The organism is Flavobacterium galactosi, from assembly GCF_048158585.1.
Taxonomy (GTDB): Bacteria; Bacteroidota; Bacteroidia; order Flavobacteriales; family Flavobacteriaceae; genus Flavobacterium; species Flavobacterium galactosi.
The window spans coordinates 77788-100912 of sequence record NZ_JBLNKV010000001.1; the positions used below are offsets into that span (position 1 = coordinate 77788).

Sequence of the window (23125 nt, forward strand, 5' to 3'; positions counted from 1 at the left end):
TTAATCTAAATTTTTATATCTTAAATAAGAAAACGTTTTCTTACTAAATAATCACCAATCAAAAATAGTGCTTTTACAAAATAAAATTTATCTTTATAAACAAAATTTAACCTATGGAAAAATATCAACATGAACAATATGAGTATGCTAGAAGAAGAATTAAGCAAAAAAAAAGACTCTATTTCCATTTTGTTTTGCTTCTTTTAGGAAGTTTGTTTTTATTTATATCCAATAAATTTTTTGGAATTGACGTAGATTCGGATAGGTATATTTGGGGAATTACAATATGGCTTTTTATTTTCATTTTGCACTTTATAAAAGTATATATTACAGATCGTTTCATGAATAAAGATTGGGAAAGAGAACAAATAGACCGACTGGTTACACTTCAGCAAAAAAAAATTGATCAATTAGAAACAAAAATCAACGAAGAATCCTCTATCTAAAAATTAAGAGAACTATGATAATAATGATTGCGGCTGTTGCCGAAAATAATGCACTTGGAGAAAACAATAAATTGGTTTGGCATCTTCCTAATGATTTCAAAAGGTTTAAAACACTTACTTCCGGACATCATATTATAATGGGCAGAAAAACTTTTGAAAGCTTCCCAAAACCATTACCTAATCGTACTCACATTGTGATATCTAGACAGAAAGAATACCACCCCGAAGGCTGTATTGTAGTAGATAGTATGGAAAAGGCCTTGGCAATTTGCCCAGAAAACAAAACCTCTTTTATTATTGGAGGAGGAGAAATTTACAGCCTGGGACTACCTTTTACTGACAAGATTGAAATCACAAGAGTTCATAATAGTTTTGAAGCAGATGCTTTTTTTCCTGAAATCGATCTTGAAGAATGGGAAATTACAGTATCTAAATTTAATGAAAAAGACGAAAAACACCTTTACGACTATACGTATCAAACTTTTTCCAGAAAATAAAAAAACATCCCATTTTGGGATGTTTTTTTATTTAACAATGACAAGGGAAACTGACCTATACTTGAAACAGTATTTGATAACTCAAAATAAAAATCACAAATACCAGTAACACTCCAGATATGGAGATAATAACATTTGATAATTTTTGAGAGTACATTTCAAAAAAGCCTTTAATACCAAATACCACGAAGGTATTAAAGACAAAGAAAATCAAAATTTCCAAAAACAAATTTAATCCTAAGAACGTATGTTGCGCTTTAAATACAATACCATTTTGTAAAATAGTAGTTTCAAAACTGCTCACAAGAACAAATGACATTGTTAACGCAAGAAACAACCATTTGATTTGGGTCATTGAATCCCTATTAATCATTGATAAATATTTTAAATATTATAATGTAAAATTGAACAATAAAAAGATTTGTTGCAATACCCACTTTTAGTGATATTTGCGATTCAGTATAATCAATTTATAATTACTTCTAAAGAATAAAACTAATACTCTTTTTCTACGTAAAATAAAGTTTACCGCTAATCCTGAAACTGATTTTTAGTTTGTACACTTTGTATTATATTTGTAAAAATTAAAAAAATGTCGAAGAACATAACACCTTATAAAAATTCAACGTTAGGCAAAAAAGAACAAGTTGCAAAAATGTTTGACACCATATCTGGAAATTATGACAATCTTAATCGTGTCATTTCCTTTGGTATTGATATTAAATGGCGCAAAAAAGTTTTGAAAATTGTTGCTAAGTCCAATCCAAAAATAATTCTGGATATTGCAACAGGAACTGGTGACTTAGCTATTTTGATGGCACAAACTAACGCTGAAAAAATCATAGGATTAGATATTTCTGCAGGAATGCTTGAAGTTGGCAAGAAAAAAATTATTGCAAAGAATTTATCTAATACTATAGAAATGATTTTAGGTGACTCTGAAAACATGCCTTTTGAGGACAATTATTTTGACGCCATCACAGTAGCTTTTGGTGTTAGAAATTTTGAAACCCTCGAAAAAGGTTTGGCCGAAATCTTAAGAGTTTTGAAACCAAATGGTGTTTTTGTGATTTTAGAAACCTCAGTACCGGAAAAAACCCCCTACAAACAAGGATATACTTTTTACAGTAAAAACATACTGCCACTAATAGGAAAATTATTTTCCAAAGACAATGTAGCGTATGGTTATTTATCTGAATCTTCAGCTGCTTTTCCTTACGGTGAAGTATTAAACAATATTTTGAGGAAAATTGGGTTTATAGATGTTATAGCAATGCCACAAACATTTGGCGTGGCCACCATTTATTCTGCTTCTAAAAAATAAGATGAAAAAAATAATTATTTTAGTTTTATTAACTTTCAATCTCAATGGATTCGCACAGTTTAATAAAAACATGTTTAGCAAGGATCCTATAATTAACTTGGAAAATTTTCAAAATAAAAGACTCTATTTTGGATATTTTTTAGGTTTCAATTCTTATGATTTTAAAATTGATTATAAAACCGTTGGGCCTGATATTCAAGTAAAGAAAACAACGGGCTTTAATGTGGGAATTGTTGGTGATTTAAAGCTTCATAAATATATCAGTTTACGATTTGAACCAGGTTTATATTATACTAAAAGAGATTTGTATTACCCTGGGTTTACAGCAAAAAAAGATATTCTGAGAGAAGTAAACAGTACTTACATTCATTTTCCATTACTATTAAAATTCTTATCCCTTAGAACCGGAAATATTCGTCCGTACGTTGTTGGAGGATTGTCTACAACTTTAAATTTATCTAGCAATTCAAAATCAATAGACGATAATTCAGCACAACGTTTTAGAGTAAAACCTTGGACAACAAATTATGAAATGGGCTTGGGTATCGATTTCTTTTCCCCTTACTTTATATTTTCTCCTTCGATAAGAGGTGTTTTTGGACTTAAAGATGAACTTATTAGAGACAAAGACCCTAATAGTCCTTGGACTGGCAACATAGAGTCAATAAAATCCAGAGCTGTTTTTATCAATTTTACGTTTCATTAAAATCAATTGTTCGTAAAAATTTTATTGAGAATTTCTTCTAAATTCACTAAGAATAATTGCCGTTGCAGTAGCCACATTTAAACTTTCTGTCTTTTGAATTTCTCCGAAACGAGGAATTGTAAGTCTGTTTTGAACTAGTTTTTCAATTTCAGATGAAATTCCATTGGCTTCATTTCCCATAATGATGATTCCTTCCTGGGGCAAACTGGTTTTGTAGATATTCTCTCCATCCATAAAAGTCCCAAAAACAGGTAATTTAGTATGCGCCACAAAAGCATTCAAATCTATGTAACTAACATTTACTCTTGCGATAGAGCCCATTGTAGCTTGAACTACTTTTGGATTATAAATATCAACCGTTTCCTTAGAACACACTAATTGATGAATCCCAAACCAGTCACACAATCGCAATATCGTACCTAAATTCCCCGGATCGCGAATATTATCAAGAGCGAGAATCAATCCAGATTCAATCATTTTTTTCTCAATAGGCATTTTAAAAACTGCCAAACAAGAATTAGGAGATGCAAGAGCGCTTATTTTTTTTAAATCATTAGCATCAATACCCGTTTTTTTTGCATCTGAAACTTCTTCAAAATCATTTTGTGTCGTGTACAAATGTTCCAGTTCAAAATTTGACTGTAATAACTCCTGAATTACTTTTACGCCTTCGGCAAAAAATAATTTATTGGTGAATCTATATTTTTTTTGCTGTAAACTCGTTATAAGTTTTATTTGGTTTTTACTAACCATAAAATAATGTACTTTTGAATTAAATATTTTAGAACACTTGAAAAACATTTCCACAAAAATAACAGCATTTATTCTAATTGCAATATTAATATGCGCATGTAACGCTGAAAAAAGAGTTCCAGAAGGCAAACTATTGCTTACTAAAAACGAAGTTTTAGTAAATAACAAGAACACAAAAGAAGAAATTGTTTTTAATCAACTGTATCAAAAACCAAACAGCACCTTATTCTTGGGCTTTCGTTTGCGTTTGAATTTATATAATTTAGCTAATCTTAATCCAGACTCCACATACCAAGCTAAGTTTACAAATAATCCCGAAAAATACAAAAGACAATCAAATTGGCTTTCTGCGAAACAAGTTGACCGACTCGGAAAATCATTTTTATACCATGGTATTCATGATTTTCTAAAAAAAACTGGAGAAGCGCCTGTAATTATTGACCAAACAAAAACTGACAAATCAATTTTAAGATTGAAGTATTATTACTTTAACAATGGCTATTTTAATGTTAAGGCCACTTATAAAATAGATACTTTAAAAACTAAAAGAGCCGAAATCAAATATGCGATAACTACCCAAGAGCCTTATTTATTGGATTCATTAACTACAACCATTTTGACTCCGGCACTCGACTCATTGTATGAAATAAACAAGTCTAAAACTTTAATTAAGTCCGGAAAGCAATATAAAACGGCTGATTTTGAAGATGAAAAAAACAGAATTACCACCAACTTCAGAAACAATGGTGCGTATTATTTTCAGCCTAACTACATCACTTTTGATTTAGACACCATTAAAAAAGTAAATAAAGCAGATGTAAATTTGATCATCAACAATTATTCTTATCAACAACAAGACTCCAGTAAAACAGAACCTTTCAAGCTGTATAAAATAAGTGATGTAAATATTTATACTGATTATTTACCGAATGGCAATGACCAAAAAATAACTGACACCATTACTTATAACAATTTCAATTTGTACGGTCGCAAAAAAATAAAATACAAACCTCGTGCCATAACAAATGCCATTTTTATTACAAAAGGGACATTATTTGCCGATTATAAAACAGTGCTAACGACTCGTTATTTAAATAATCTGAAAATTTTCAACTATCCCTCGATACAATATGAAGTTGATCCCAGAGACTCAACCGCTCAATCACTAATTGCAAAAGTATATTTAACCCCACGAAAAAAATATAGTTTTGGAACAACACTAGATGTTACCCATTCTAATATTCAAGATATTGGTATTGGATTAAGTGTTTCAGAAACCATAAGAAACGTTTTTAATGGTGCAGAAACATTAGAAATTGCGGCTCGTGGAAATATAGGTTCATCAAAAGATTTAGCAAATCCCAACAATACCTTTTTTAATGTTTCAGAATATGGACTGGATTTAAAACTAAGTTTTCCAAGAATTTTCATGCCTTTTGGAACTGAAAAAATTATTCCAAAAAGCATGATCCCTTCCACTCTTATTACTGCAGGTTTCGCAAAGCAAAGAAATATTGGTTTGGACAAAGAAAATTTTACCGGAGCATTATCCTATAATTGGACTCCAAAAAGAAACAATACGGCTCGTTTTGATCTTTTTAACGCACAATTTGTACGAAATCTAAATCCACAAAATTATTTTAATGTGTATAGATCTTCATACAATGCATTGAATGATCTTGGAAAAACATACAATACAAATCCAGACTATTTTAATAATCCCATTGATAAAGATTTGATAATCGAAGATGGAACATTAGGATTCACTGATGATGTTTTGAATGGAAATACTTCATTAATCCCTTCGGATGAAAATTATAAAAACATAAAAAGCATCGAAGAGCGAAGAGTTAGACTTACCGAGAATGATTTTATTCTGGCTACAAGTTATAGCTTCTCTAAAACTACCAAAACAGATATACTGGACAATAACTTTTATCTCTTCAGAACAAAAATTGAATCTGCTGGAACTTTATTATCCTTACTTTCGAAAACGGCAAATTTCACTAAAAACTCAGACAACAATTATGACATATTCAATTTAGAATATTCAGAATATATAAAAACGGAGTTCGATTATATCAAACACTGGGATTTAACGAAAGAGAAAGTGCTTACCATTAGAACTTTCTTCGGAATAGCAATCCCTTTTGGCAATTCGAATAACGTTCCATTTTCAAGAAGTTATTTCTCCGGTGGTTCCAATGATAACAGAGCATGGCAACCTTATAGTTTAGGTCCTGGAAGCAGCGGCGCTTCAAATGATTTTAACGAAGCAAATATGAAAATTGCTATTAGCGGTGAATTTAGATTTAAAGTATTAGGCAGTCTAAAAGGAGCTCTTTTTGCCGATGCCGGAAACATCTGGAATGTACTTGATAATGTAACGGATGAAAAGTCTACCTTTAAGAATCTAAACGATTTAAAAGACATAGCCTTAGGCTCTGGATTTGGACTGCGATACGATTTAAGCTTTTTTGTAATTCGATTTGATTTAGGATTTAAAACCTACAATCCGGCCAATGAAACTAACAAACGATGGTTTCGAGAATACAATTTTGGACACTCTGTTTTAAATTTTGGAATAAATTATCCATTCTAATGCTAATTAATTCTTATTTTTGCAAACTAAAAACTAAAAAACAACTAAAAAGAATTACAATGGCACACAACATAAAACCGGGCGTAGCTACAGGAGATCAAGTACAGGAAATTTTCAACTATGCTAAAGAAAAAGGATTTGCATTACCGGCAGTAAATGTTACGGGATCAAATACTATCAATGGTGTTCTTGAAACTGCAGCTAAATTAAATGCGCCAGTTATCATCCAATTTTCTAATGGAGGAGCACAGTTTAATGCAGGAAAAGGGCTTTCTAATGCAGGTGAAAAAGCAGCAATCGCTGGTGGAATAGCTGGAGCATTACACATTCACACTTTGGCGGAAGCTTACGGAGCAACAGTAATTTTACATACTGACCATTGTGCAAAAAAATTATTACCTTGGATTGATGGTTTATTAGATGCTTCAGAAGCACATTTTGCTAAAACTGGAAAACCATTATTCTCTTCTCATATGATTGATTTATCTGAAGAGCCTATCGAAGAAAACATCGAAATTTGCAAAGGCTATTTAGAAAGAATGAGCAAAATGGGAATGACACTAGAAATCGAACTTGGAATTACAGGTGGTGAAGAAGATGGTGTTGACAACTCTGATGTTGACAGCTCAAAATTATATACCCAACCTGAAGAAGTAGCTTACGCTTACGAAGAACTTTCAAAAGTAAGTCCTAGATTTACAATTGCAGCAGCTTTTGGTAACGTTCACGGTGTTTACAAACCCGGAAATGTAAAATTGACTCCAAAAATCTTAAAAAATTCTCAAGATTTTGTACAAAACAAATTCAACACAGGGGCTAATCCAGTAGATTTCGTTTTCCATGGTGGTTCAGGTTCTACATTGGAAGAAATCAGAGAAGGTATTAGCTACGGTGTAATAAAAATGAATATTGACACAGATTTGCAATTTGCATTTACTGAAGGTATTCGTGATTACATGGTTAAAAATATTGACTATTTGAAAACTCAAATTGGAAACCCAGAAGGTGCTGATGCGCCAAACAAAAAATACTACGACCCAAGAAAATGGTTACGTGAAAGCGAAGTTACTTTCAACACAAGACTTGAGCAAGCATTTGCTGACTTAAACAATGTGAATACACTATAATAAAATTAAGTTTAAAGTTTTTGAATCCCGATGTAACTATCGGGATTTGAAATCTAAACCAGAAACTACAGGAACGGATTACTGAACACTGAATACTAGAAAAATGGCTTGGTTTAAAAGAAAAGAAAAAGGGATTACTACTGCTACCGAAGACAAAATGGATATTCCAAAAGGGCTTTGGTACAAATCTCCAACTGGAAAAATTATTGATGCCGATGAACTAGCTCGTAACTTATTTGTAAGTCCCGAAGATGGTTTTCATGTCAGAATTGGAAGTGCCGAATATTTCCAAATTTTATTTGACAACAATGAATTTGTTGAATTAGATAAAAACATGACTTCTAAAGATCCTTTGCATTTTGTTGACACAAAAAAATATGCTGACCGATTAAAAGATGTGATGGAAAAAACCAAACTTAAGGACGCAGTGCGCACAGGAGTTGGAAAATCCAAAGGAAAAGAACTGGTAATCTGCTGTATGGATTTTGCCTTTATTGGCGGTTCTATGGGAGCTGTAGTGGGCGAAAAAATCGCAAGAGGAATCGATCACGCCATTAAAAACAAATTACCGTTTGTAATGATTTCTAAATCGGGTGGGGCAAGAATGATGGAAGCAGCTTATTCTTTGATGCAGTTAGCTAAAACATCCGTTAAACTGGCTCAACTTGCCGAAGCAAAACTTCCTTACATTTCATTATGTACGGATCCAACAACTGGAGGTACAACCGCTTCTTATGCTATGTTAGGAGACATTAACATTTCTGAACCAGGGGCATTAATTGGATTTGCCGGACCAAGAGTAGTACGAGACACTACAGGTAAAGATTTACCCGAAGGTTTTCAAACCGCTGAGTTTCTTCTTGAACATGGTTTCTTAGACTTTATAACGCCACGAAAAGAATTGAAAGACAAGATTAACTTGTACATTGATTTAATTCAAAACAACAATATTAGATAAACGAAAATCCCGAGCAATCGGGATTTTTTATGCACTTATAATTTTATTTTTTTTAAGATTCAATGAAATAAAAACGGCTTTCAAATAATTTTGAAAGCCGTTTTTATATAAATTTTAGATTCTCTTTTAGAAATTACATTCCCGTTCTAATCGCCTCAACAGGATCTAGTTTTGAAGCCGCGATGGCAGGCAAGATTCCTGAAATCAATCCAATCAAAGCAGCCAAGCCAGTTCCCAAGAGAATATTCCCCATCCCTAAAACAAATTCAAAATCCAATACTTTAGTTAAAACAACTGAAATTATCCAAACTAATAAAAGTCCAATTATCCCACCAATTACGGAAAGTATTATCGCTTCAAATAAAAATTGAAACAATATAAATTTATTTTTGGCACCCAATGATTTTTGAATTCCTATTAAGTTCGTGCGTTCTTTTACCGAAACAAACATAATATTAGCAATCCCAAAACCACCTACAAGCAAAGAAAACCCACTGATAATCCAACCTACAAGATTCATTTGACCTAAAATACCATCAATAAAATCAGTAAATCCAGAAAACACATTAACAAAGAAGTTGTCAATTTCCCCTGCCTTCAAACCTCTATAACTTCTTAGTTTTTGGGATATTTCACTTTTATAAGCTTCCATATCAACCCCGCTTTCGGGCTTAAAAACGATTACGTTTGTCAATGACGTATTGTTATCGCCATATAGTTGACGTACAAAATTTACTGGAATAAAAGCAGAAGTATCATCGCTATCCCCAAACAATCCAGCACCTTGTTTTTTCAAAACGCCGATAACAGTAAAACGCTTTCCATACAAACGAACATTTTTCCCGATAGGCTCGGTATTTTCAAACAAGGATTTTGCAATTTCATTTCCTAAAACAATTACTGTAGCTCCGGAATTAGCCTCAGACTCGTTATAAAATCGTCCTTTATCAAATTCCAGCCCTTGAATATCTATAAATTCATAGGAAACCGGAACAATATTGACATCACTGACCGTTTTAGAATCGTATTTTATGGATTCTCTTTTAGTAAATATTTGATATCCCATTTGGTCCGTATTCGTCATAACCCCTTTCATGTAGGTGTATTCATCATACTTTACATTTGGAAACTGCTCTCTCTTCCATTGTGGAACATCGGAAGGGCCAAAAGAAAATTTCATTAAATAAATCGTGTTTTTATCCAAGCTGCTTAAGTCTTTGGTAATTTTCCTGTCGAGGGAATCTACTGCCGCAAGCACTGCTATTATTGAAAAAATACCAATAGTAACCCCTAACAAAGAAAGCAAAGTCCTTAATTTATTATTTCGTAAAGCATTCATTGCAAAACCAAAACTTTCTTTTAATAATCGAAGATAAACTACCATAAATTCTTTTTTGGGTTAAAGTAATTTTCTAAAAATTTAATTCATAAACTTAATAAAAATACACCTATGCATAGGTATGTTTTTTTAAGATAATGTTACACAAATTCATTGAATTTTATAATCAAAAAAAAACTATTTTTGCACTTTATAATTATAACTACACAATGAACACGACAAAAACTATTCAATCTGCATTAATTTCGGTATTCTCAAAAGAAGGTCTTGAACCAATTGTAAGAAAACTGCACGAACAAAATGTCATACTTTACTCTACTGGAGGAACCGAAGATTTTATAAAAAATTTAGGAATCCCTGTAGTTCCTGTTGAAGATGTAACTTCTTATCCTTCTATTCTTGGTGGAAGAGTAAAAACTTTACATCCAAAAGTTTTTGGAGGAATCCTAAACCGTCAAGACAACGACAGTGATGTGCAACAAATGCAAGAGTTCAACATCCCGCAAATTGATTTAGTGATAGTTGATTTATACCCATTTGAAAAAACAGTTGCTTCAGGAGCAAGTGAATCAGATATTATTGAAAAGATTGACATTGGCGGTATTTCATTGATTCGTGCTGCCGCAAAAAACTTTAAAGACACTGTAATCGTGGCTTCGGTTGAAGAGTATAGTTTGCTTTTAGATTTGATCACAGATCAAAACGGAGCTACTACTCTTGCCAACAGAAAATTATTGGCTACAAAAGCCTTTCATGTTTCATCACATTACGATACAGCAATCTTCAATTATTTCAACACTGACGAAACTGTTTACAAACAAAGTATTGCTCATGGTCAAGTCTTAAGATATGGAGAAAATCCACATCAAAAAGGATTTTTCTTTGGAGATTTTGATGCTATGTTCAAAAAAGTTCACGGAAAAGAATTATCATACAACAACTTATTAGATGTAGATGCTGCGGTGAATTTGATTAATGAATTCAAAAATGACGGCCCTACTTTTGCCATATTAAAACACAATAATGCTTGTGGCTTAGCGACAAGAAAAACTATTAGCGAGGCTTACAATGCTGCATTGGCCTGTGATCCAACTTCAGCTTTTGGAGGTGTATTGATTTCCAATACTAAAATTGACGTAGCGACTGCAACAGAAATAAACAAATTATTTTGTGAAGTAGTAATTGCTCCGGAATATGACACTGAAGCTACTGCCATTTTACAAGAGAAGAAAAACAGAATTATACTAGTTCAAAACGAAGTAGCTTTACCGCAAAAACAAGTACGAACTTGCTTAAACGGAATTTTAGTTCAAGAAAGAAATAGTATAACCGACAATAAAGAAGACTTAAGAACCGTTACCACTACAGCACCAACTGAACAAGAAGTTCAAGATTTAATATTTGCTTCCAAAATTTGTAAAAACACAAAATCAAATACGATTGTTTTTGCAAAAAATGGTACACTTATTGCGTCAGGTACAGGGCAAACATCAAGAGTTGACGCCTTATTACAAGCCATTGAAAAAGCAAAAACTTTTGGATTTGATTTACATGGCGCGTCTATGGCAAGCGATGCTTTTTTCCCTTTTCCTGATTGTGTGGAAATAGCAAAAAAAGCAGGCATAACAGCTGTAATCCAACCAGGAGGATCAATAAAAGACGAATTGAGCATTAATTATTGTAATGAAAATAAAGTTGCAATGGTATTTACAGGAACTCGTCATTTTAAACATTAATTTGTTTAACTTTGCCCGTCACAAATTTATAACTTTTAACCCTTAAAAAACTTATGGGATTTTTTGATTTCATGACCGAGGATATTGCGATAGACCTTGGTACCGCTAATACTTTAATCATACATAATGATAAAGTCGTAATTGACAGCCCCTCAATAGTAGCTCGTGATAGAGTTTCAGGCAAAATCATTGCTGTTGGTAAAGAAGCCAACATGATGCAGGGTAAAACACATGAAAACATTAAGACGATAAGACCGTTAAAAGATGGTGTAATTGCGGATTTCGATGCCTCTGAAAAAATGATCAGTATGTTTATAAAAAGCATCCCGGCATTAAAGAAAAGAATGTTTACTCCCGCATTAAGAATGGTTGTTTGTATTCCTTCTGGAATTACCGAAGTGGAAATGAGAGCGGTTAAAGAATCTTGTGAAAGAGTAAACGGGAAGGAAGTCTATTTGATACACGAACCTATGGCAGCAGCTATTGGTATTGGAATTGACATTATGCAACCAAAAGGAAACATGATTGTTGATATCGGTGGTGGAACAACTGAAATTGCAGTAATTGCATTAGGCGGAATTGTATGTGACAAATCGGTAAAAATTGCCGGTGATGTTTTTACAAATGATATTGTATATTATATGCGTACCCAACACAATCTTTTTGTGGGAGAAAGTACTGCAGAGAAAATAAAAATCCAAATTGGAGCCGCAATTGAAGACTTAGAAACTCCTCCAGAAGACATGTCAGTTCAAGGAAGAGATTTACTTACCGGTAAACCAAAACAAGTAGAAGTATCTTACCGTGAAATTGCAAAAGCATTAGATAAATCAATTCAACGAATTGAGGATGCTGTAATGGAAACCTTATCTCAAACACCTCCAGAATTAGCAGCAGATATTTACAATACAGGTATATATCTTGCCGGTGGAGGATCTATGTTAAGAGGTCTCGACAAAAGGATCTCACAAAAAACAGATTTACCTGTTTATATAGCTGAAGATCCATTAAGAGCAGTAGTTAGAGGAACTGGTATGGCACTGAAAAACCTTGCGAAATTTAAAAGTATCTTGATAAAATAAGGTTTATTGACAATTTAAATAATTCTATATAAGCTTAACTTCCTTATAGTTTTACAAAATAGAAATTTAAGGATAAAACCTGAAACAAAATAACCAATAATACATGCAGCAAATATTTAATTTTATATTTAAAAACAGTAATAGATTACTGTTTTTGCTGCTTTTGGGTATTTCACTCGTACTCACCATTCAATCCCATTCTTTTCATAGGAGTAAAATAATTAGTTCCGCAAACTTTTTAAGTGGCGGAGTGTATGAAAAAGTTAATTCAGTAAATGAGTATTTGAATTTAAAGACTCAAAACGATGCGCTGGCACTAGAAAATGCACAATTAAAAAGTCTTCTCTTTAATCGTAAAGACACCACTGCAGTACGAAAATTAGACAGTTTAAAAGGCGTAAAAGCGGAAGACATCATCGTTTCAAAAGTGATACACAATTCCTACAACGTTTATGAAAATTATTTAACATTGAATTCAGGCGAATTGCAAGGTTTGAAACCAGATATGGGCGTGATAAACAGCTTGGGAATTGTTGGAATTATTGACAATACCTCTCCGCATTATGCAACTGTAGTCAGTATTTTAAATAAAAAATCTCAAATTAACGCAAAGATTAAAAAATCAAATCACTTTGGTTCATTGGTTTGGAATGGGAAAAGCACTGGTTTTGTTCAATTGATAGATGTACCAAGATTGGCAGCTATCAGAAAAGGAGACACTATTGTAACCGGCGGACAATCCGTTATATTTCCTGAGAATATAAACATTGGGACTATTGATAAAATTTATATTGACAATCAGACGAACTACTACACATTAGATGTAAAACTTTTCAATGACATGACAAATTTAGGTCACGTTTATATCATAAAAAGCAAAAATCGTGAGGAGCTTATTAACTTAGAAAAAGGAAAAAAAGATGAATAGCACTTTGTTAGTCAATATTTTCCGTTTTGTTCTGCTATTGGCAGTTCAAATTATTATTTTCAATAACATGAATTTTTTGGGCTATATAAGTCCATTCCCATACGTGCTTTTTATAATACTATATCCTGTAAACGGAAATAAATCCGGATTATTGATCGCTAGTTTCTTGCTAGGCCTTATTATGGATATGTTCAGTAATTCTGGAGGAATACATACCACAGCATGTATCCTTTTAGCATATTTCAGGCCCTATATTTTTAAATTTTCATTTGGGTTGAGCTACGAATATCAAACCGTTAAATTAAATGATGTTTTAACTCCGGAGCGGTTCTCTTTTATATTAATGTCGGTTGTAATTCATCACTTTGTATTATTCATACTGGAAGCATTCCAATTTAGCTTTATCTTGGATATTTTACTTCGAACACTGTTGAGCACCATATTTACAATCCTAATTTGCATTATAATAATATATCTTATTAAGCCAAACAAAAGATGAGAAAATTATTGCTGCCTTCCTTAATCATTGTTGCAGCATCATTGCTAGTAATGCGAATATTCTATTTACAAATTATAGATGATTCGTTCAAACTGAAATCAGACAATAATGCTATAAAAATAAAATATGACTATCCGGAAAGAGGTTATATTTACGATCGAAATGGTAAATTATTAGTAGCTAACCAAGCTTCTTATGATATCATGGTAATTCCAAGAGATGTAAAAGACATTGATACTTCTGAATTTTGCCAGTTATTAGATATCACAAAAGAAGATTTTATAAAAAGAATGGCAAAAGCCAAGGTATACAGTCCTAGATTACCATCGGTTTTTTTACCTCAATTAAACAAAAGTGAATTTGCAGCTTTTCAGGAAAAAATTCGAAAATACGAAGGATTCTACTTTCAAAAACGTTCGTTACGTGATTACGAAGTAGATTTTGGCGCCAATGTTTTTGGATTTATCACTCAGGTCAACGAAAAATTAGTTGCAAAAAATCCATATTACAATAGCGGCGATTTAATTGGAAGACAAGGAGTTGAAGAGAGTTATGAAGATATTTTACGAGGAATAAAAGGAGTAAAATATTTCCAAAAAGACAAATACAATAGAGAAATTGGATCCTACAAAGAAGGAAGATATGATACTATTGCAGTTCAAGGAGAAGACATAAACCTTACTATTGATGCTGAACTTCAAAAGTATGGCGAAGAATTAATGATTAACAAAAGAGGGGGAATAGTTGCTATTGAACCAAAAACTGGCGAAATATTAGCTCTTGTTACTGCTCCATCTTATGACCCAGGAATACTTGTAGGCAGACAACGTTCTAAAAACTACACATTATTGTATCATGATTCCATTGCAAAACCGCTCTATGACCGAGGATTATTGGCCGAATATCCTCCGGGATCTCCATTTAAAATCCTTACTGGACTTGTTGCACTTCAAGAAGGCGTAGTCAATGAACAGACCACTTTTATGTGCCACCACGGTTTTAGTTATGCACGAGGCCGATTCATGAAATGTCACGGTTTTGGACCACATCAATTGCATAATGGAATTTACAATTCCTGTAACACCTATTTTGCAAGCGCCTATATGTTAACTATTAACAAATATGCGAAGCCAGCTTACGCTGTTGATGTTTGGAGCAATCATGTAAAAAGCTTTGGCTTAGGACAATTCATGGGATATGATTTACCAACCGGTAAAAAAGGGAATATTCCTGATTCAAAAACCTACAAAAAAATCTACCCTAATGGCGGTTGGCGCAGTACCACAATCGTATCTAATGCAATAGGACAAGGTGAAGTTTTAATGACTCCAATACAGCTTGCTAATATGATGGCTACTGTTGCTAATGAAGGATATTATTATACGCCTCATATTATTAAAAAAATTGAAGGTCACAAAATTGATAAAAAATTCACAACTAAACATGTGACCACAATAGACAAAAGATATTACAAACCGATGATCAGCGGTTTATTTGATGTGTATAATTTAGGTACGGCAAGTTCCCTGCGAGTGGAAGGAATTGATATTTGCGGAAAAACAGGAACTGCCGAAAATTTCGCGAAAATAAATGGCAAAAGAGAACAACTAAAAGACCATTCCATTTTTGTTGCTTTTGCGCCAAAGGATAACCCAAAAATCGCAATAGCAATTTTAGTCGAAAACGGTGGTTTTGGAGCAACAATAGCTGGTCCGATTGCCAGTTTAATGATTGAGAAATACCTCAGAAAAAAAATTACAAGAACGGATTTAGAAACCCGAATACTCAATACTAGTTTACAAGCACAATATGCTAAATTAGGAGGTCTTTCAGAAATTATAAAATTACAATTGAGAAAAAGTGATTCTATTTTGAAAAGTAAAAACGTTATTGTCCCTGTTCTTACTCCTGTTATAATAGATACAACTAAAGAAAACTAATACACTATAATATTTCAAATGAAAAACCAAAGCGTAACGAACAATCTTGATTGGATATGCATCATTATCTATAGCTTATTAGTAATAATGGGTTGGTTGAACATTTACTCATCCTCATTATCTTCAATGGAAGATACGTATGAAAAGCAGCTTATATTTATTGTATTAACCATTCCATTAATATTCATTATACTTTCTGTAGACGGTAAATTTTACGAAAAATATGCGACTATCATTTTTGGCATATCCCTATTATCATTGGCAGGATTATTTGTATTCGGAAAAACAATTGCCGGACAACGTTGTTGGTACGCTATTGGAAGCTTCACACTCCAACCTTCTGAATTTGCTAAAGCCGCTACAGCATTGGCATTAGCCAAATATCTAAGTGACACACAAATTAATTTAAAGGATGTTAATCGCCAAATACAAGCTTTAGCAATTGTGTTTTTACCGGTCATGCTCATATTACCTCAGCCTGACCCTGGAAGTGCTTTAATTTACAGTATATTCATCATCGTTTTATACCGCGAAGGCCTTCCTTCATGGTATGTGTGGACAGGCTTCATAACCATTCTTTTATTTGTTTTAACGTTAATATTACAACCGCAATATGTAATTTTAATTGCATTAGCCGTACTCGTAATTGTTCATTTCAAATCAAGATTATCCGATAGAAACATTCTGTTAAGTGGAATTTTATTCGTTTTAATGTCAGGATTTGTTCTATCTGTGAATTACGTATTTGAAAACGTTTTTAAACAACATCATAGAGACCGTTTTAATATTCTATTAGGAAAATCGGTAGACATGAAAGGGATTGGTTATAATACCAATCAATCGGAAATAGCAATTGGATCAGGCGGTTGGTTCGGAAAAGGTTTCCTTGAAGGCACACAAACTAAAGGAGGTTTCGTACCGGAACAACATACTGATTATATCTTTACAACAGTAGGTGAAGAATGGGGATTTGTAGGCTCATTATTCGTTATCGGTCTTTTTGTGGGTTTATTTTTGAGATTAATATACCTAGCCGAAAGACAAAAAACGAAATTCAGCAGAGTCTATGGCTATTGTGTTGCAGGAATTCTATTCATTCACTTCTTTGTAAACATCGCAATGGTTGCAGGTATATTCCCTACAATTGGCGTGCCGCTGCCTTTCTTCTCTTATGGAGGATCCGGTCTTTGGGGCTTTACAATTTTACTTTTTATATTTATAAAAATGGACGCCAATAAAGTAAACGAGTGGTAAATAAAGCAATTTATTTAAGCGTTAGAAGCTTAATCCTGCTATTCATTTCAAGTTTCTCGGCTCGTTAAAGTTTTTTAATTATTTTGTCAAGAGCTTCCGTTGGTCGCTTTGACAAAATAAAAAAACTAATAAACGCGCCATCAAAAGCTTTCCATTGTTATCAGGGCTAGTTAAAACTCCAACTTTTATAATCACTACTTTTTTCCAATTGATTTTCTAAACTATCTTCTAATTTCGGAAAGAAATCTATTCCAGTCAATTTTTCAATGCGATCGACCGAAACTACAAAATCATATAATGGGGTATCACTTTCTGCATTAGGTAATAAAAAAGCAATCATTTTAAATTTGCCTTCAGAATTATTCAATAGAACTTTATAAAAATATTTTGGAACAGAAACCTTTTCTTTTCCTATTGTCTTTAATGACGAATCTAAAACGCCACCTGTAATGACATAAATCCCATCGTATTTTGTTGCCCAATAGCGAACTTTTTGCTCTAATCTGTTCCAAACCCCTCCATTGAAATCATGCGATTGTGGAGAAATATTAGAAGTGAAAAAAGTATCTTTATACGCATTAAAAGCAAACTCCATATCGCCAGCAGGACAAAGATGTCCCTTGTCATATCCTGAATTTTTATAATTTCTCCAATCAGCAGAACCCATTTTTACTTTTGAATCTTCAATAAAAAAAGGCCGCTTAAAATTACTATCCTTCAAATAACTTCTCTTCAGTTCGTATGCAACCCATTCGGCCTGTTCATATTTTTCATTATACGATAAGGTATAATAGTCATGCTTCACGATTTGATTGGTTGTAGAAGACGGTAAAAAATTAAATATCATATCTTCAGAATTAACTTTTCCCTTATCAAAATCACTTTGATTTAGTTCTAAACTATATTCATTATTTTTATCGTCTACAGAATTCATGGAATCCAAATTCTTTTTACAGGAAGAAAAAAGCAATAAGCCAACCAGTATAGCAATTGAATTCAACAAAGTACTGTTTTTCATTTCAAATTTATTTTAGGATTATTACAATTCTTTTACAACAAAAAAACAATAAACCAAAAACGCTCCAGCAATTCATTCTTGAATTTCTGGAGCGCAATAGTAGCATCAATAATTATATGAAAATTAGATTTAAGATCTAGCTAATTTCTCTTTTTTCAATTTAGCAGGAATAGCGGTGCTTTTTTTTAAGACCGTTTTAGTTTGCAAATCATCTAATACATTTAATGCTTCTTCAACATAAATATCTTTAGACAAAGCCTCATGCCACCTGTCTCTTTTTTCTTTTAAAGCCACGTCTTTATTCACCTCTTCAACTTCATAAGGCAGTGATGTAAATTTAAGCATGTTTTTATATTGAGAAAGTGGCTTGTATTTTTTAGCCTTTTCTTCAATTTCTCTTTGAGCGGTTTTGAACTTCTCGATATTCAAACTATAGATATTATCCTCACTTCTGCTATCAATCCATTTAGCATTTTCCTCAATCAATTGAAATTGTGAACTTTGGGAAATTCGTTTTTTACTGTTCAAAATCGCTTGATTAAAATTTGCATTTTTATTCCAAACAGTATATTCAGCTGGATCAATTTTATCCCATGGCATAGCGTTATCTACATCACGTTCCCCCATTTTTAAATAGGCATATCTGTCTGGCATAATAATATCGCTGCTTACTCCTTCAAGTTGAGTAGAACCGCCATTGATTCTATAGAATTTTTGAGTAGTCGTTTTTACAGCCCCTAAATCTCCCACAGCACTATTACGGACAAATTGATTCAAATCAATTACATTTTGTACCGTTCCCTTACCATAAGTTTGTTTACTTCCAATGATAATTCCTCTTTTATAATCTTGGATTGCAGCTGCCAAAATCTCTGAAGCAGAAGCTGAAAAACTATTAACCATGATTACCAATGGACCGTCCCATTCAATTTTTTTGTCTTTATCGAATAAAACTTCTTTCTTCCTACCGGCAGATTTGATTTGTACAATTGGTCCTTGCTCAATAAACAATCCTGCAATATCCACTACTGTTGATAATGAACCTCCACCATCATCGCGAACATCCAACACAATACCATTTACACCTGCACTTTTCAAACGTTCTACCTCCTTAGCAATATCTTTTCCTGCATCTCTACCATCTTTATTTTCAAAGTCAATATAGAATTTCGGTAGATAAATAACCCCGTATTTCAATCCGTTTTTATCAACGATACTAGATTTAGCATACGTTTCTTCAATTTCAACAATATCTCTTATTATAGAAATGATTTTAATTGTTCCATCGACTTTTTTCACTGTAAGACGAACTTCAGTCCCTTTTGGCCCTTTAATCTTCTTAACGACATCATCAAGACGCATTCCTACAACATCTATAGCCTCTGCATTTCCTTGAGCAACTTTCATAATCAAATCTCCTGCTTCCAGTTGTTTTCCTCTCCAAGCCGGACCTCCAGAAATAAGTTCTGAAATTTCAGTAAAATCATTTTTCTTTTGAAGACGAGCTCCAATTCCTTCTAATTTTCCACTGATACTTACATCAAATCGCTCTTTTTCTTCGGGTGCAAAATAATTAGTATGGGGATCAAAACGTGCTGTAATCGAATTGATATATACAGAGAACCAATCATTTCTGTCTAAATCCTGCATGAAACCAAAATATTCATCCAATGATTTCAAAGCACTCTCTCGCGTCTCTTTTTCTAATTCCGCAAAAGTTTTTGGCTTACCGTTATCATTTGTTTTATCGGTTTTAGTATTATCTGAATTAATCGGATCAACTTTAAATTTCTCCTCTTGTTTCAAAGGATCCAAAGTATCTTTCGCCTCTTTTTCTACAATACCTTTACTTTTATTTTCTTGGATTTTTAAACGATCCGTAAGTGACGAAAGCGTTGACAATTTGATTTGTTTACGCCATTTATCGGCAAGTTCAGTGCCATCTTTTGGATAAGGTGCTTTTTCATAATCCGTATTAAAATTTTCATCTGTATTATAGTTAAAAGGCTGACTCAAAACCGATTTATAAATCTTTTTACTCTCTTCCATTCTTTTCATCAAACGTTCATACGTAAGATTAAAAAAAGTCAAATCTTTGTTTAACAATTCATCGTCTAATTGCGTTTCAAATTTCGAAAATTCATCGATATCGGACTGCAGGAAAAAGCGTTTAGAAGGATCTAAAGCCTGAATATAATCTTTATAAATTCCTTTAGAAAAGGTATCGTCAATTACTGCAGGATTGTAATGTCCCTTCTGAATTACAAATGTTAATAGTTCTAATAATAACTTATCTTTATCGGGGTCGGCTTCTTTTGGTGCATTAATTTTAAATGCAAACAGTGTTGCCGAAAGACAAACAACAACAAGAAGTATTTTATAATTTCTTTTCATAAAGTCAATAATAGTATTCATCAATTTTTAATCTAAATTACGGTAAAAACTATGCCAACAATAACAAGGGCTGCATAATTTTTTGTTAAAGATATAAAATTGTTTTTTTCATATGCGTTAAATATTCCAAGTTGACAAATTTTATTTTCTTTGTTATAAAATACGGTTTTGTGTGACTACATTTGCTATTTAAATATTTAATTAGAAATCCTTTCTTGAAAACATAAAATGACAAAACATTCCAAACCTTTGATTTTAGTTACAAATGATGATGGGATTTCTGCTCCGGGAATCAGGGCATTAATAGCCGTTATGGCAGAAATAGGAGAAGTCGTTGTTGTAGCTCCAGATGCGCCACAAAGCGCAACAGGTCACGGAATTACCATCAATGACACACTATATCTAAATAAAATTTCCAAAGAAAATGATGCCATAACAGAATACAGTTGTTCGGGAACTCCTGTGGATTGTGTAAAATTTGCGGTTAGCGAAATTTTGAAAAGAAAACCAGATTTGTGCGTTTCAGGCGTCAATCACGGTTCCAATTCTTCTATAAATGTAATCTACTCAGGAACCATGAGTGCCGCAGTTGAAGCCGGAATAGAAGGAATTCAAGCTATTGGATTTTCTTTGTCAGATTACGATTGGAATGCCAATTTTGAAGAAATAAAGTCCTTTATTCGAAAAATAACACTGGAAGTGCTTGAAAATAAACTGCCTGAAGGAGTCGTTTTGAATGTGAATTTTCCAAAATTGAAAGAAAAAGAAATCCGAGGAATCAAAATTTGCCGTCAGGCTAAAGCCGTTTGGATGGAAAAATTCGATAAACGTAAAACCCCGCAAGGCAGGGATTATTATTGGCTTACTGGAGAATTTGTGAATCAGGACAATGGCGAAGACACTGATGAATGGGCATTAGAAAATGGATACATTTCAATTGTTCCCGTACAATTCGACTTGACTGCGCATCATGCGACACAACAACTTAACACCTGGAACTGGAATGAATAAAATAGATTTGCTAACTGGATTTGTAATCGGAATTTTAGCTTCAATATTGGGCAGTTACCTTTTTATTACTTTTTTTACTGAATTTAACTTTGTCAATGGAATGTATATCATGCAATCAGAAGGCAAACTCGGAAAAATAATCACCCTTGGATCCATTCTTGATTTAGTGGCTTTTGGCATTCTACTCAAATTAAATAAAGAACTCATGGCACGTGGTGTAATTTTAGCCGTTATTATTATGACACTTTTGTCTTTATTTATTTAAAAATGCAATACTCATACCTTTGTTAACTATAAAAATATTGACAGAAGGTTTCTGAATTTATCGCTGACACTAAAAAATTGGAAAAAACTCCAAAACATAAAAAAATGAAATACTACATTATAGCAGGTGAAGCTTCGGGGGATTTACATGGTTCTAATTTGATGAAAGCGCTTTACAAAGAAGATCCTAAAGCCGATATTCATTTTTGGGGTGGTGATTTAATGCAGAATGTTGGCGGAACTTTGGTGAAACATTATCGCGAATTGGCTTTTATGGGATTTATTGAGGTGATTTTTAATTTAAAAACCATTTTGAACAACATCAAAATATGTAAAAAAGACATTCTAGAATTTCAACCGGATGTACTACTATTCATAGATTATCCGGGTTTTAATTTACGAATTGCAAAGTGGGCAAAAGAATTGGGTTTCAAGAATCATTACTATATTTCACCCCAAATTTGGGCGTGGAAAGAAAGCCGAATTACTGAAATCAAACGAGATATCGATAAAATGTATGTGATTTTGCCTTTCGAAAAAAAGTTTTACGAAGACAAACATCATTTTCCAGTGGAATTTGTAGGCCATCCATTGATTGACGCAATCCATAACCAAACCCCAATTGACAGTACCGTTTTCAGAAAAGAAAATAAATTAGACGAAAAACCCATTATTGCCCTTTTACCTGGTAGCCGAAAACAGGAAATTACCAAAATGCTATCGGTGATGTTGAGCGTTGTCAATGATTTTCCAGACTATCAATTTGTCATTGCAGGCGCTCCCAGTCAGGAATATTCATTTTATCAGAGTTTTATATTCAACGAAAATATAAAATTCATATCCAATAAAACCTACGCTTTGTTGCAAAATTCGACTGCCGCGTTAGTTACATCAGGAACAGCAACACTAGAAACAGCGCTTTTTAAAGTTCCAGAAGTGGTTTGTTATAAAGGGAGCTGGGTTTCATACCAAATTGCAAAACGAATCATTACGCTAAAATATATTTCGTTAGTGAATTTGATTATGGATGAAGAAGTAGTAACTGAGTTAATTCAGGAAGACTGTACAACGAAACACATCCGCGAAGAATTGAAAAAAATCCTGGAATCTAGTCATCGCACACAACTTTTAGAGAAATATAACGTTCTAGAAGCAAAACTTGGAGGAATTGGTGCCAGCGAGAAAACAGCAAAATTGATTGTAGCTGATTTAAAATGATTCCAATTCTTTTAAAATACGTAAAAAAC

21 protein-coding genes are annotated in these 23125 nt (G+C 33.0%); 16 read left to right on the forward strand and 5 right to left on the reverse strand.

Annotated elements, in window-relative coordinates; all coding sequences use genetic code 11:
- Positions 1 to 113 precede the first annotated feature (113 nt).
- Together ACM55M_RS00330 and ACM55M_RS00335 are read left to right on the forward strand one after the other, a co-directional pair.
- The gene (locus ACM55M_RS00330; protein ID WP_416855468.1) at positions 114 to 446 is read left to right on the forward strand and encodes a 2TM domain-containing protein; all 333 of its coding nucleotides are present in this window, start codon (positions 114 to 116) and stop codon (positions 444 to 446) included.
- A gap of 14 nt (positions 447 to 460) precedes the next feature.
- A complete protein-coding gene (locus tag ACM55M_RS00335; RefSeq protein ID WP_416855469.1) occupies positions 461 to 943 on the forward strand; it encodes a dihydrofolate reductase in 483 nt (160 codons plus the stop codon).
- Positions 944 to 998: 55 nt separating this feature from the next.
- Here ACM55M_RS00335 and ACM55M_RS00340 read toward each other — a convergent pair whose 3' ends face one another.
- Positions 999 to 1316, reverse strand: coding sequence for a hypothetical protein (locus tag ACM55M_RS00340; RefSeq protein WP_416855470.1), 318 nt, complete (start codon positions 1314 to 1316; stop codon positions 999 to 1001).
- Between the two features lie 219 nt (positions 1317 to 1535).
- Here ACM55M_RS00340 and ubiE point away from each other — a divergent pair, with 219 nt between their 5' ends.
- Together ubiE and porT are read left to right on the forward strand one after the other, a co-directional pair.
- A complete protein-coding gene (gene ubiE, locus ACM55M_RS00345; protein ID WP_416855471.1) occupies positions 1536 to 2267 on the forward strand; it encodes a bifunctional demethylmenaquinone methyltransferase/2-methoxy-6-polyprenyl-1,4-benzoquinol methylase UbiE in 732 nt (243 codons plus the stop codon).
- A gap of 1 nt (position 2268) precedes the next feature.
- Positions 2269 to 2973: a type IX secretion/gliding motility protein PorT/SprT gene (gene porT, locus ACM55M_RS00350; protein ID WP_416855472.1), complete on the forward strand. Its 705-nt coding sequence runs from the start codon at positions 2269 to 2271 to the stop codon at positions 2971 to 2973.
- Positions 2974 to 2994: 21 nt separating this feature from the next.
- On the opposite strand, the gene ACM55M_RS00355 is transcribed toward porT, so the two are convergent.
- A complete protein-coding gene (locus tag ACM55M_RS00355) occupies positions 2995 to 3726 on the reverse strand; it encodes a TrmH family RNA methyltransferase (RefSeq protein ID WP_416855473.1) in 732 nt (243 codons plus the stop codon).
- Positions 3727 to 3763: 37 nt separating this feature from the next.
- Between ACM55M_RS00355 and tamL the strand changes: the two genes are divergently transcribed.
- The 3 genes from tamL to accD all read left to right on the forward strand — a co-directional run bounded on the left by tamL (position 3764) and on the right by accD (position 8413).
- The gene (gene tamL / locus ACM55M_RS00360; RefSeq protein ID WP_416855474.1) at positions 3764 to 6328 is read left to right on the forward strand and encodes a translocation and assembly module lipoprotein TamL; all 2565 of its coding nucleotides are present in this window, start codon (positions 3764 to 3766) and stop codon (positions 6326 to 6328) included.
- A 59-nt stretch (positions 6329 to 6387) separates the two neighbouring features.
- Positions 6388 to 7455, forward strand: coding sequence for a class II fructose-bisphosphate aldolase (gene fbaA, locus ACM55M_RS00365; RefSeq protein WP_416855475.1), 1068 nt, complete (start codon positions 6388 to 6390; stop codon positions 7453 to 7455).
- 103 nt (positions 7456 to 7558) lie between these two features.
- Positions 7559 to 8413 carry an acetyl-CoA carboxylase, carboxyltransferase subunit beta gene (gene accD, locus ACM55M_RS00370; RefSeq protein ID WP_416855476.1) on the forward strand — a complete coding sequence of 285 codons (855 nt, stop codon included), beginning with the start codon at positions 7559 to 7561 and terminating at the stop codon, positions 8411 to 8413.
- 133 nt (positions 8414 to 8546) lie between these two features.
- Here the strand turns inward: accD and ACM55M_RS00375 are convergent, their stop codons facing one another.
- On the reverse strand, positions 8547 to 9797 hold the full coding sequence (locus ACM55M_RS00375; protein WP_416855477.1) for an ABC transporter permease: 1251 nt from the start codon (positions 9795 to 9797) through the stop codon (positions 8547 to 8549).
- Between the two features lie 164 nt (positions 9798 to 9961).
- On the opposite strand from ACM55M_RS00375, the gene purH reads away from it, so the two are divergent.
- The 6 genes from purH (at position 9962) to rodA (ending at position 17191) form a co-directional block, all read left to right on the forward strand.
- Positions 9962 to 11488: a bifunctional phosphoribosylaminoimidazolecarboxamide formyltransferase/IMP cyclohydrolase gene (purH, locus tag ACM55M_RS00380; RefSeq protein ID WP_416848892.1), complete on the forward strand. Its 1527-nt coding sequence runs from the start codon at positions 9962 to 9964 to the stop codon at positions 11486 to 11488.
- 53 nt (positions 11489 to 11541) lie between these two features.
- Entirely contained in the window at positions 11542 to 12570 is a 1029-nt protein-coding gene (locus ACM55M_RS00385) for a rod shape-determining protein (protein WP_416848891.1), read from the forward strand.
- 103 nt (positions 12571 to 12673) lie between these two features.
- Complete coding sequence (gene mreC, locus ACM55M_RS00390; RefSeq protein WP_416855478.1) at positions 12674 to 13498, forward strand: rod shape-determining protein MreC; 825 nt, start codon at positions 12674 to 12676, stop codon at positions 13496 to 13498.
- The gene (locus ACM55M_RS00395) at positions 13491 to 13997 is read left to right on the forward strand and encodes a rod shape-determining protein MreD (protein ID WP_416855479.1); all 507 of its coding nucleotides are present in this window, start codon (positions 13491 to 13493) and stop codon (positions 13995 to 13997) included. The genes mreC and ACM55M_RS00395 overlap by 8 nt, the downstream gene beginning before the upstream one ends.
- Positions 13994 to 15937, forward strand: coding sequence for a penicillin-binding protein 2 (gene mrdA / locus ACM55M_RS00400; protein WP_416855480.1), 1944 nt, complete (start codon positions 13994 to 13996; stop codon positions 15935 to 15937). Before ACM55M_RS00395 ends, mrdA begins: the two co-directional genes overlap by 4 nt.
- A gap of 18 nt (positions 15938 to 15955) precedes the next feature.
- The gene (gene rodA, locus ACM55M_RS00405; protein ID WP_416855481.1) at positions 15956 to 17191 is read left to right on the forward strand and encodes a rod shape-determining protein RodA; all 1236 of its coding nucleotides are present in this window, start codon (positions 15956 to 15958) and stop codon (positions 17189 to 17191) included.
- 166 nt (positions 17192 to 17357) lie between these two features.
- On the opposite strand, the gene ACM55M_RS00410 is transcribed toward rodA, so the two are convergent.
- Together ACM55M_RS00410 and ACM55M_RS00415 are read right to left on the reverse strand one after the other, a co-directional pair.
- Positions 17358 to 18209 carry a DNA/RNA non-specific endonuclease gene (locus ACM55M_RS00410; RefSeq protein WP_416855482.1) on the reverse strand — a complete coding sequence of 284 codons (852 nt, stop codon included), beginning with the start codon at positions 18207 to 18209 and terminating at the stop codon, positions 17358 to 17360.
- A gap of 129 nt (positions 18210 to 18338) precedes the next feature.
- Positions 18339 to 20624 (reverse strand): carboxy terminal-processing peptidase, encoded by a 2286-nt coding sequence (locus ACM55M_RS00415; RefSeq protein WP_416855483.1) that lies wholly within the window; start codon positions 20622 to 20624, stop codon positions 18339 to 18341.
- 207 nt (positions 20625 to 20831) lie between these two features.
- On the opposite strand from ACM55M_RS00415, the gene surE reads away from it, so the two are divergent.
- The 3 genes from surE to lpxB all read left to right on the forward strand — a co-directional run bounded on the left by surE (position 20832) and on the right by lpxB (position 23096).
- Positions 20832 to 21614 (forward strand): 5'/3'-nucleotidase SurE, encoded by a 783-nt coding sequence (gene surE, locus ACM55M_RS00420; RefSeq protein WP_416855484.1) that lies wholly within the window; start codon positions 20832 to 20834, stop codon positions 21612 to 21614.
- Positions 21607 to 21879, forward strand: a complete 273-nt coding sequence (locus ACM55M_RS00425; protein ID WP_416855485.1) for a hypothetical protein — start codon at positions 21607 to 21609, stop codon at positions 21877 to 21879. Before surE ends, ACM55M_RS00425 begins: the two co-directional genes overlap by 8 nt.
- Before the next feature lie 104 nt (positions 21880 to 21983).
- Positions 21984 to 23096 (forward strand): lipid-A-disaccharide synthase, encoded by a 1113-nt coding sequence (lpxB, locus tag ACM55M_RS00430; RefSeq protein ID WP_416855486.1) that lies wholly within the window; start codon positions 21984 to 21986, stop codon positions 23094 to 23096.
- Positions 23097 to 23125: the final 29 nt, after the last annotated feature.

What these genes read in the sequence shown, in the direction of transcription:
- ACM55M_RS00330 (WP_416855468.1), top strand. Translation starts at nt 114, where the DNA reads ATGGAAAAATATCAACATGAACAATATGAGTATGCTAGAAGAAGAATT.
- ACM55M_RS00335 (WP_416855469.1), top strand. Translation starts at nt 461, where the DNA reads ATGATAATAATGATTGCGGCTGTTGCCGAAAATAATGCACTTGGAGAA.
- ACM55M_RS00340 (WP_416855470.1), bottom strand. Translation starts at nt 1,316, where the DNA reads ATGATTAATAGGGATTCAATGACCCAAATCAAATGGTTGTTTCTTGCG.
- ubiE (WP_416855471.1), top strand. Translation starts at nt 1,536, where the DNA reads ATGTCGAAGAACATAACACCTTATAAAAATTCAACGTTAGGCAAAAAA.
- porT (WP_416855472.1), top strand. Translation starts at nt 2,269, where the DNA reads ATGAAAAAAATAATTATTTTAGTTTTATTAACTTTCAATCTCAATGGA.
- ACM55M_RS00355 (WP_416855473.1), bottom strand. Translation starts at nt 3,726, where the DNA reads ATGGTTAGTAAAAACCAAATAAAACTTATAACGAGTTTACAGCAAAAA.
- fbaA (WP_416855475.1), top strand. Translation starts at nt 6,388, where the DNA reads ATGGCACACAACATAAAACCGGGCGTAGCTACAGGAGATCAAGTACAG.
- accD (WP_416855476.1), top strand. Translation starts at nt 7,559, where the DNA reads ATGGCTTGGTTTAAAAGAAAAGAAAAAGGGATTACTACTGCTACCGAA.
- ACM55M_RS00375 (WP_416855477.1), bottom strand. Translation starts at nt 9,797, where the DNA reads ATGGTAGTTTATCTTCGATTATTAAAAGAAAGTTTTGGTTTTGCAATG.
- purH (WP_416848892.1), top strand. Translation starts at nt 9,962, where the DNA reads ATGAACACGACAAAAACTATTCAATCTGCATTAATTTCGGTATTCTCA.
- ACM55M_RS00385 (WP_416848891.1), top strand. Translation starts at nt 11,542, where the DNA reads ATGGGATTTTTTGATTTCATGACCGAGGATATTGCGATAGACCTTGGT.
- mreC (WP_416855478.1), top strand. Translation starts at nt 12,674, where the DNA reads ATGCAGCAAATATTTAATTTTATATTTAAAAACAGTAATAGATTACTG.
- ACM55M_RS00395 (WP_416855479.1), top strand. Translation starts at nt 13,491, where the DNA reads ATGAATAGCACTTTGTTAGTCAATATTTTCCGTTTTGTTCTGCTATTG.
- mrdA (WP_416855480.1), top strand. Translation starts at nt 13,994, where the DNA reads ATGAGAAAATTATTGCTGCCTTCCTTAATCATTGTTGCAGCATCATTG.
- rodA (WP_416855481.1), top strand. Translation starts at nt 15,956, where the DNA reads ATGAAAAACCAAAGCGTAACGAACAATCTTGATTGGATATGCATCATT.
- ACM55M_RS00410 (WP_416855482.1), bottom strand. Translation starts at nt 18,209, where the DNA reads ATGAAAAACAGTACTTTGTTGAATTCAATTGCTATACTGGTTGGCTTA.
- ACM55M_RS00415 (WP_416855483.1), bottom strand. Translation starts at nt 20,624, where the DNA reads ATGAATACTATTATTGACTTTATGAAAAGAAATTATAAAATACTTCTT.
- surE (WP_416855484.1), top strand. Translation starts at nt 20,832, where the DNA reads ATGACAAAACATTCCAAACCTTTGATTTTAGTTACAAATGATGATGGG.
- ACM55M_RS00425 (WP_416855485.1), top strand. Translation starts at nt 21,607, where the DNA reads ATGAATAAAATAGATTTGCTAACTGGATTTGTAATCGGAATTTTAGCT.
- lpxB (WP_416855486.1), top strand. Translation starts at nt 21,984, where the DNA reads ATGAAATACTACATTATAGCAGGTGAAGCTTCGGGGGATTTACATGGT.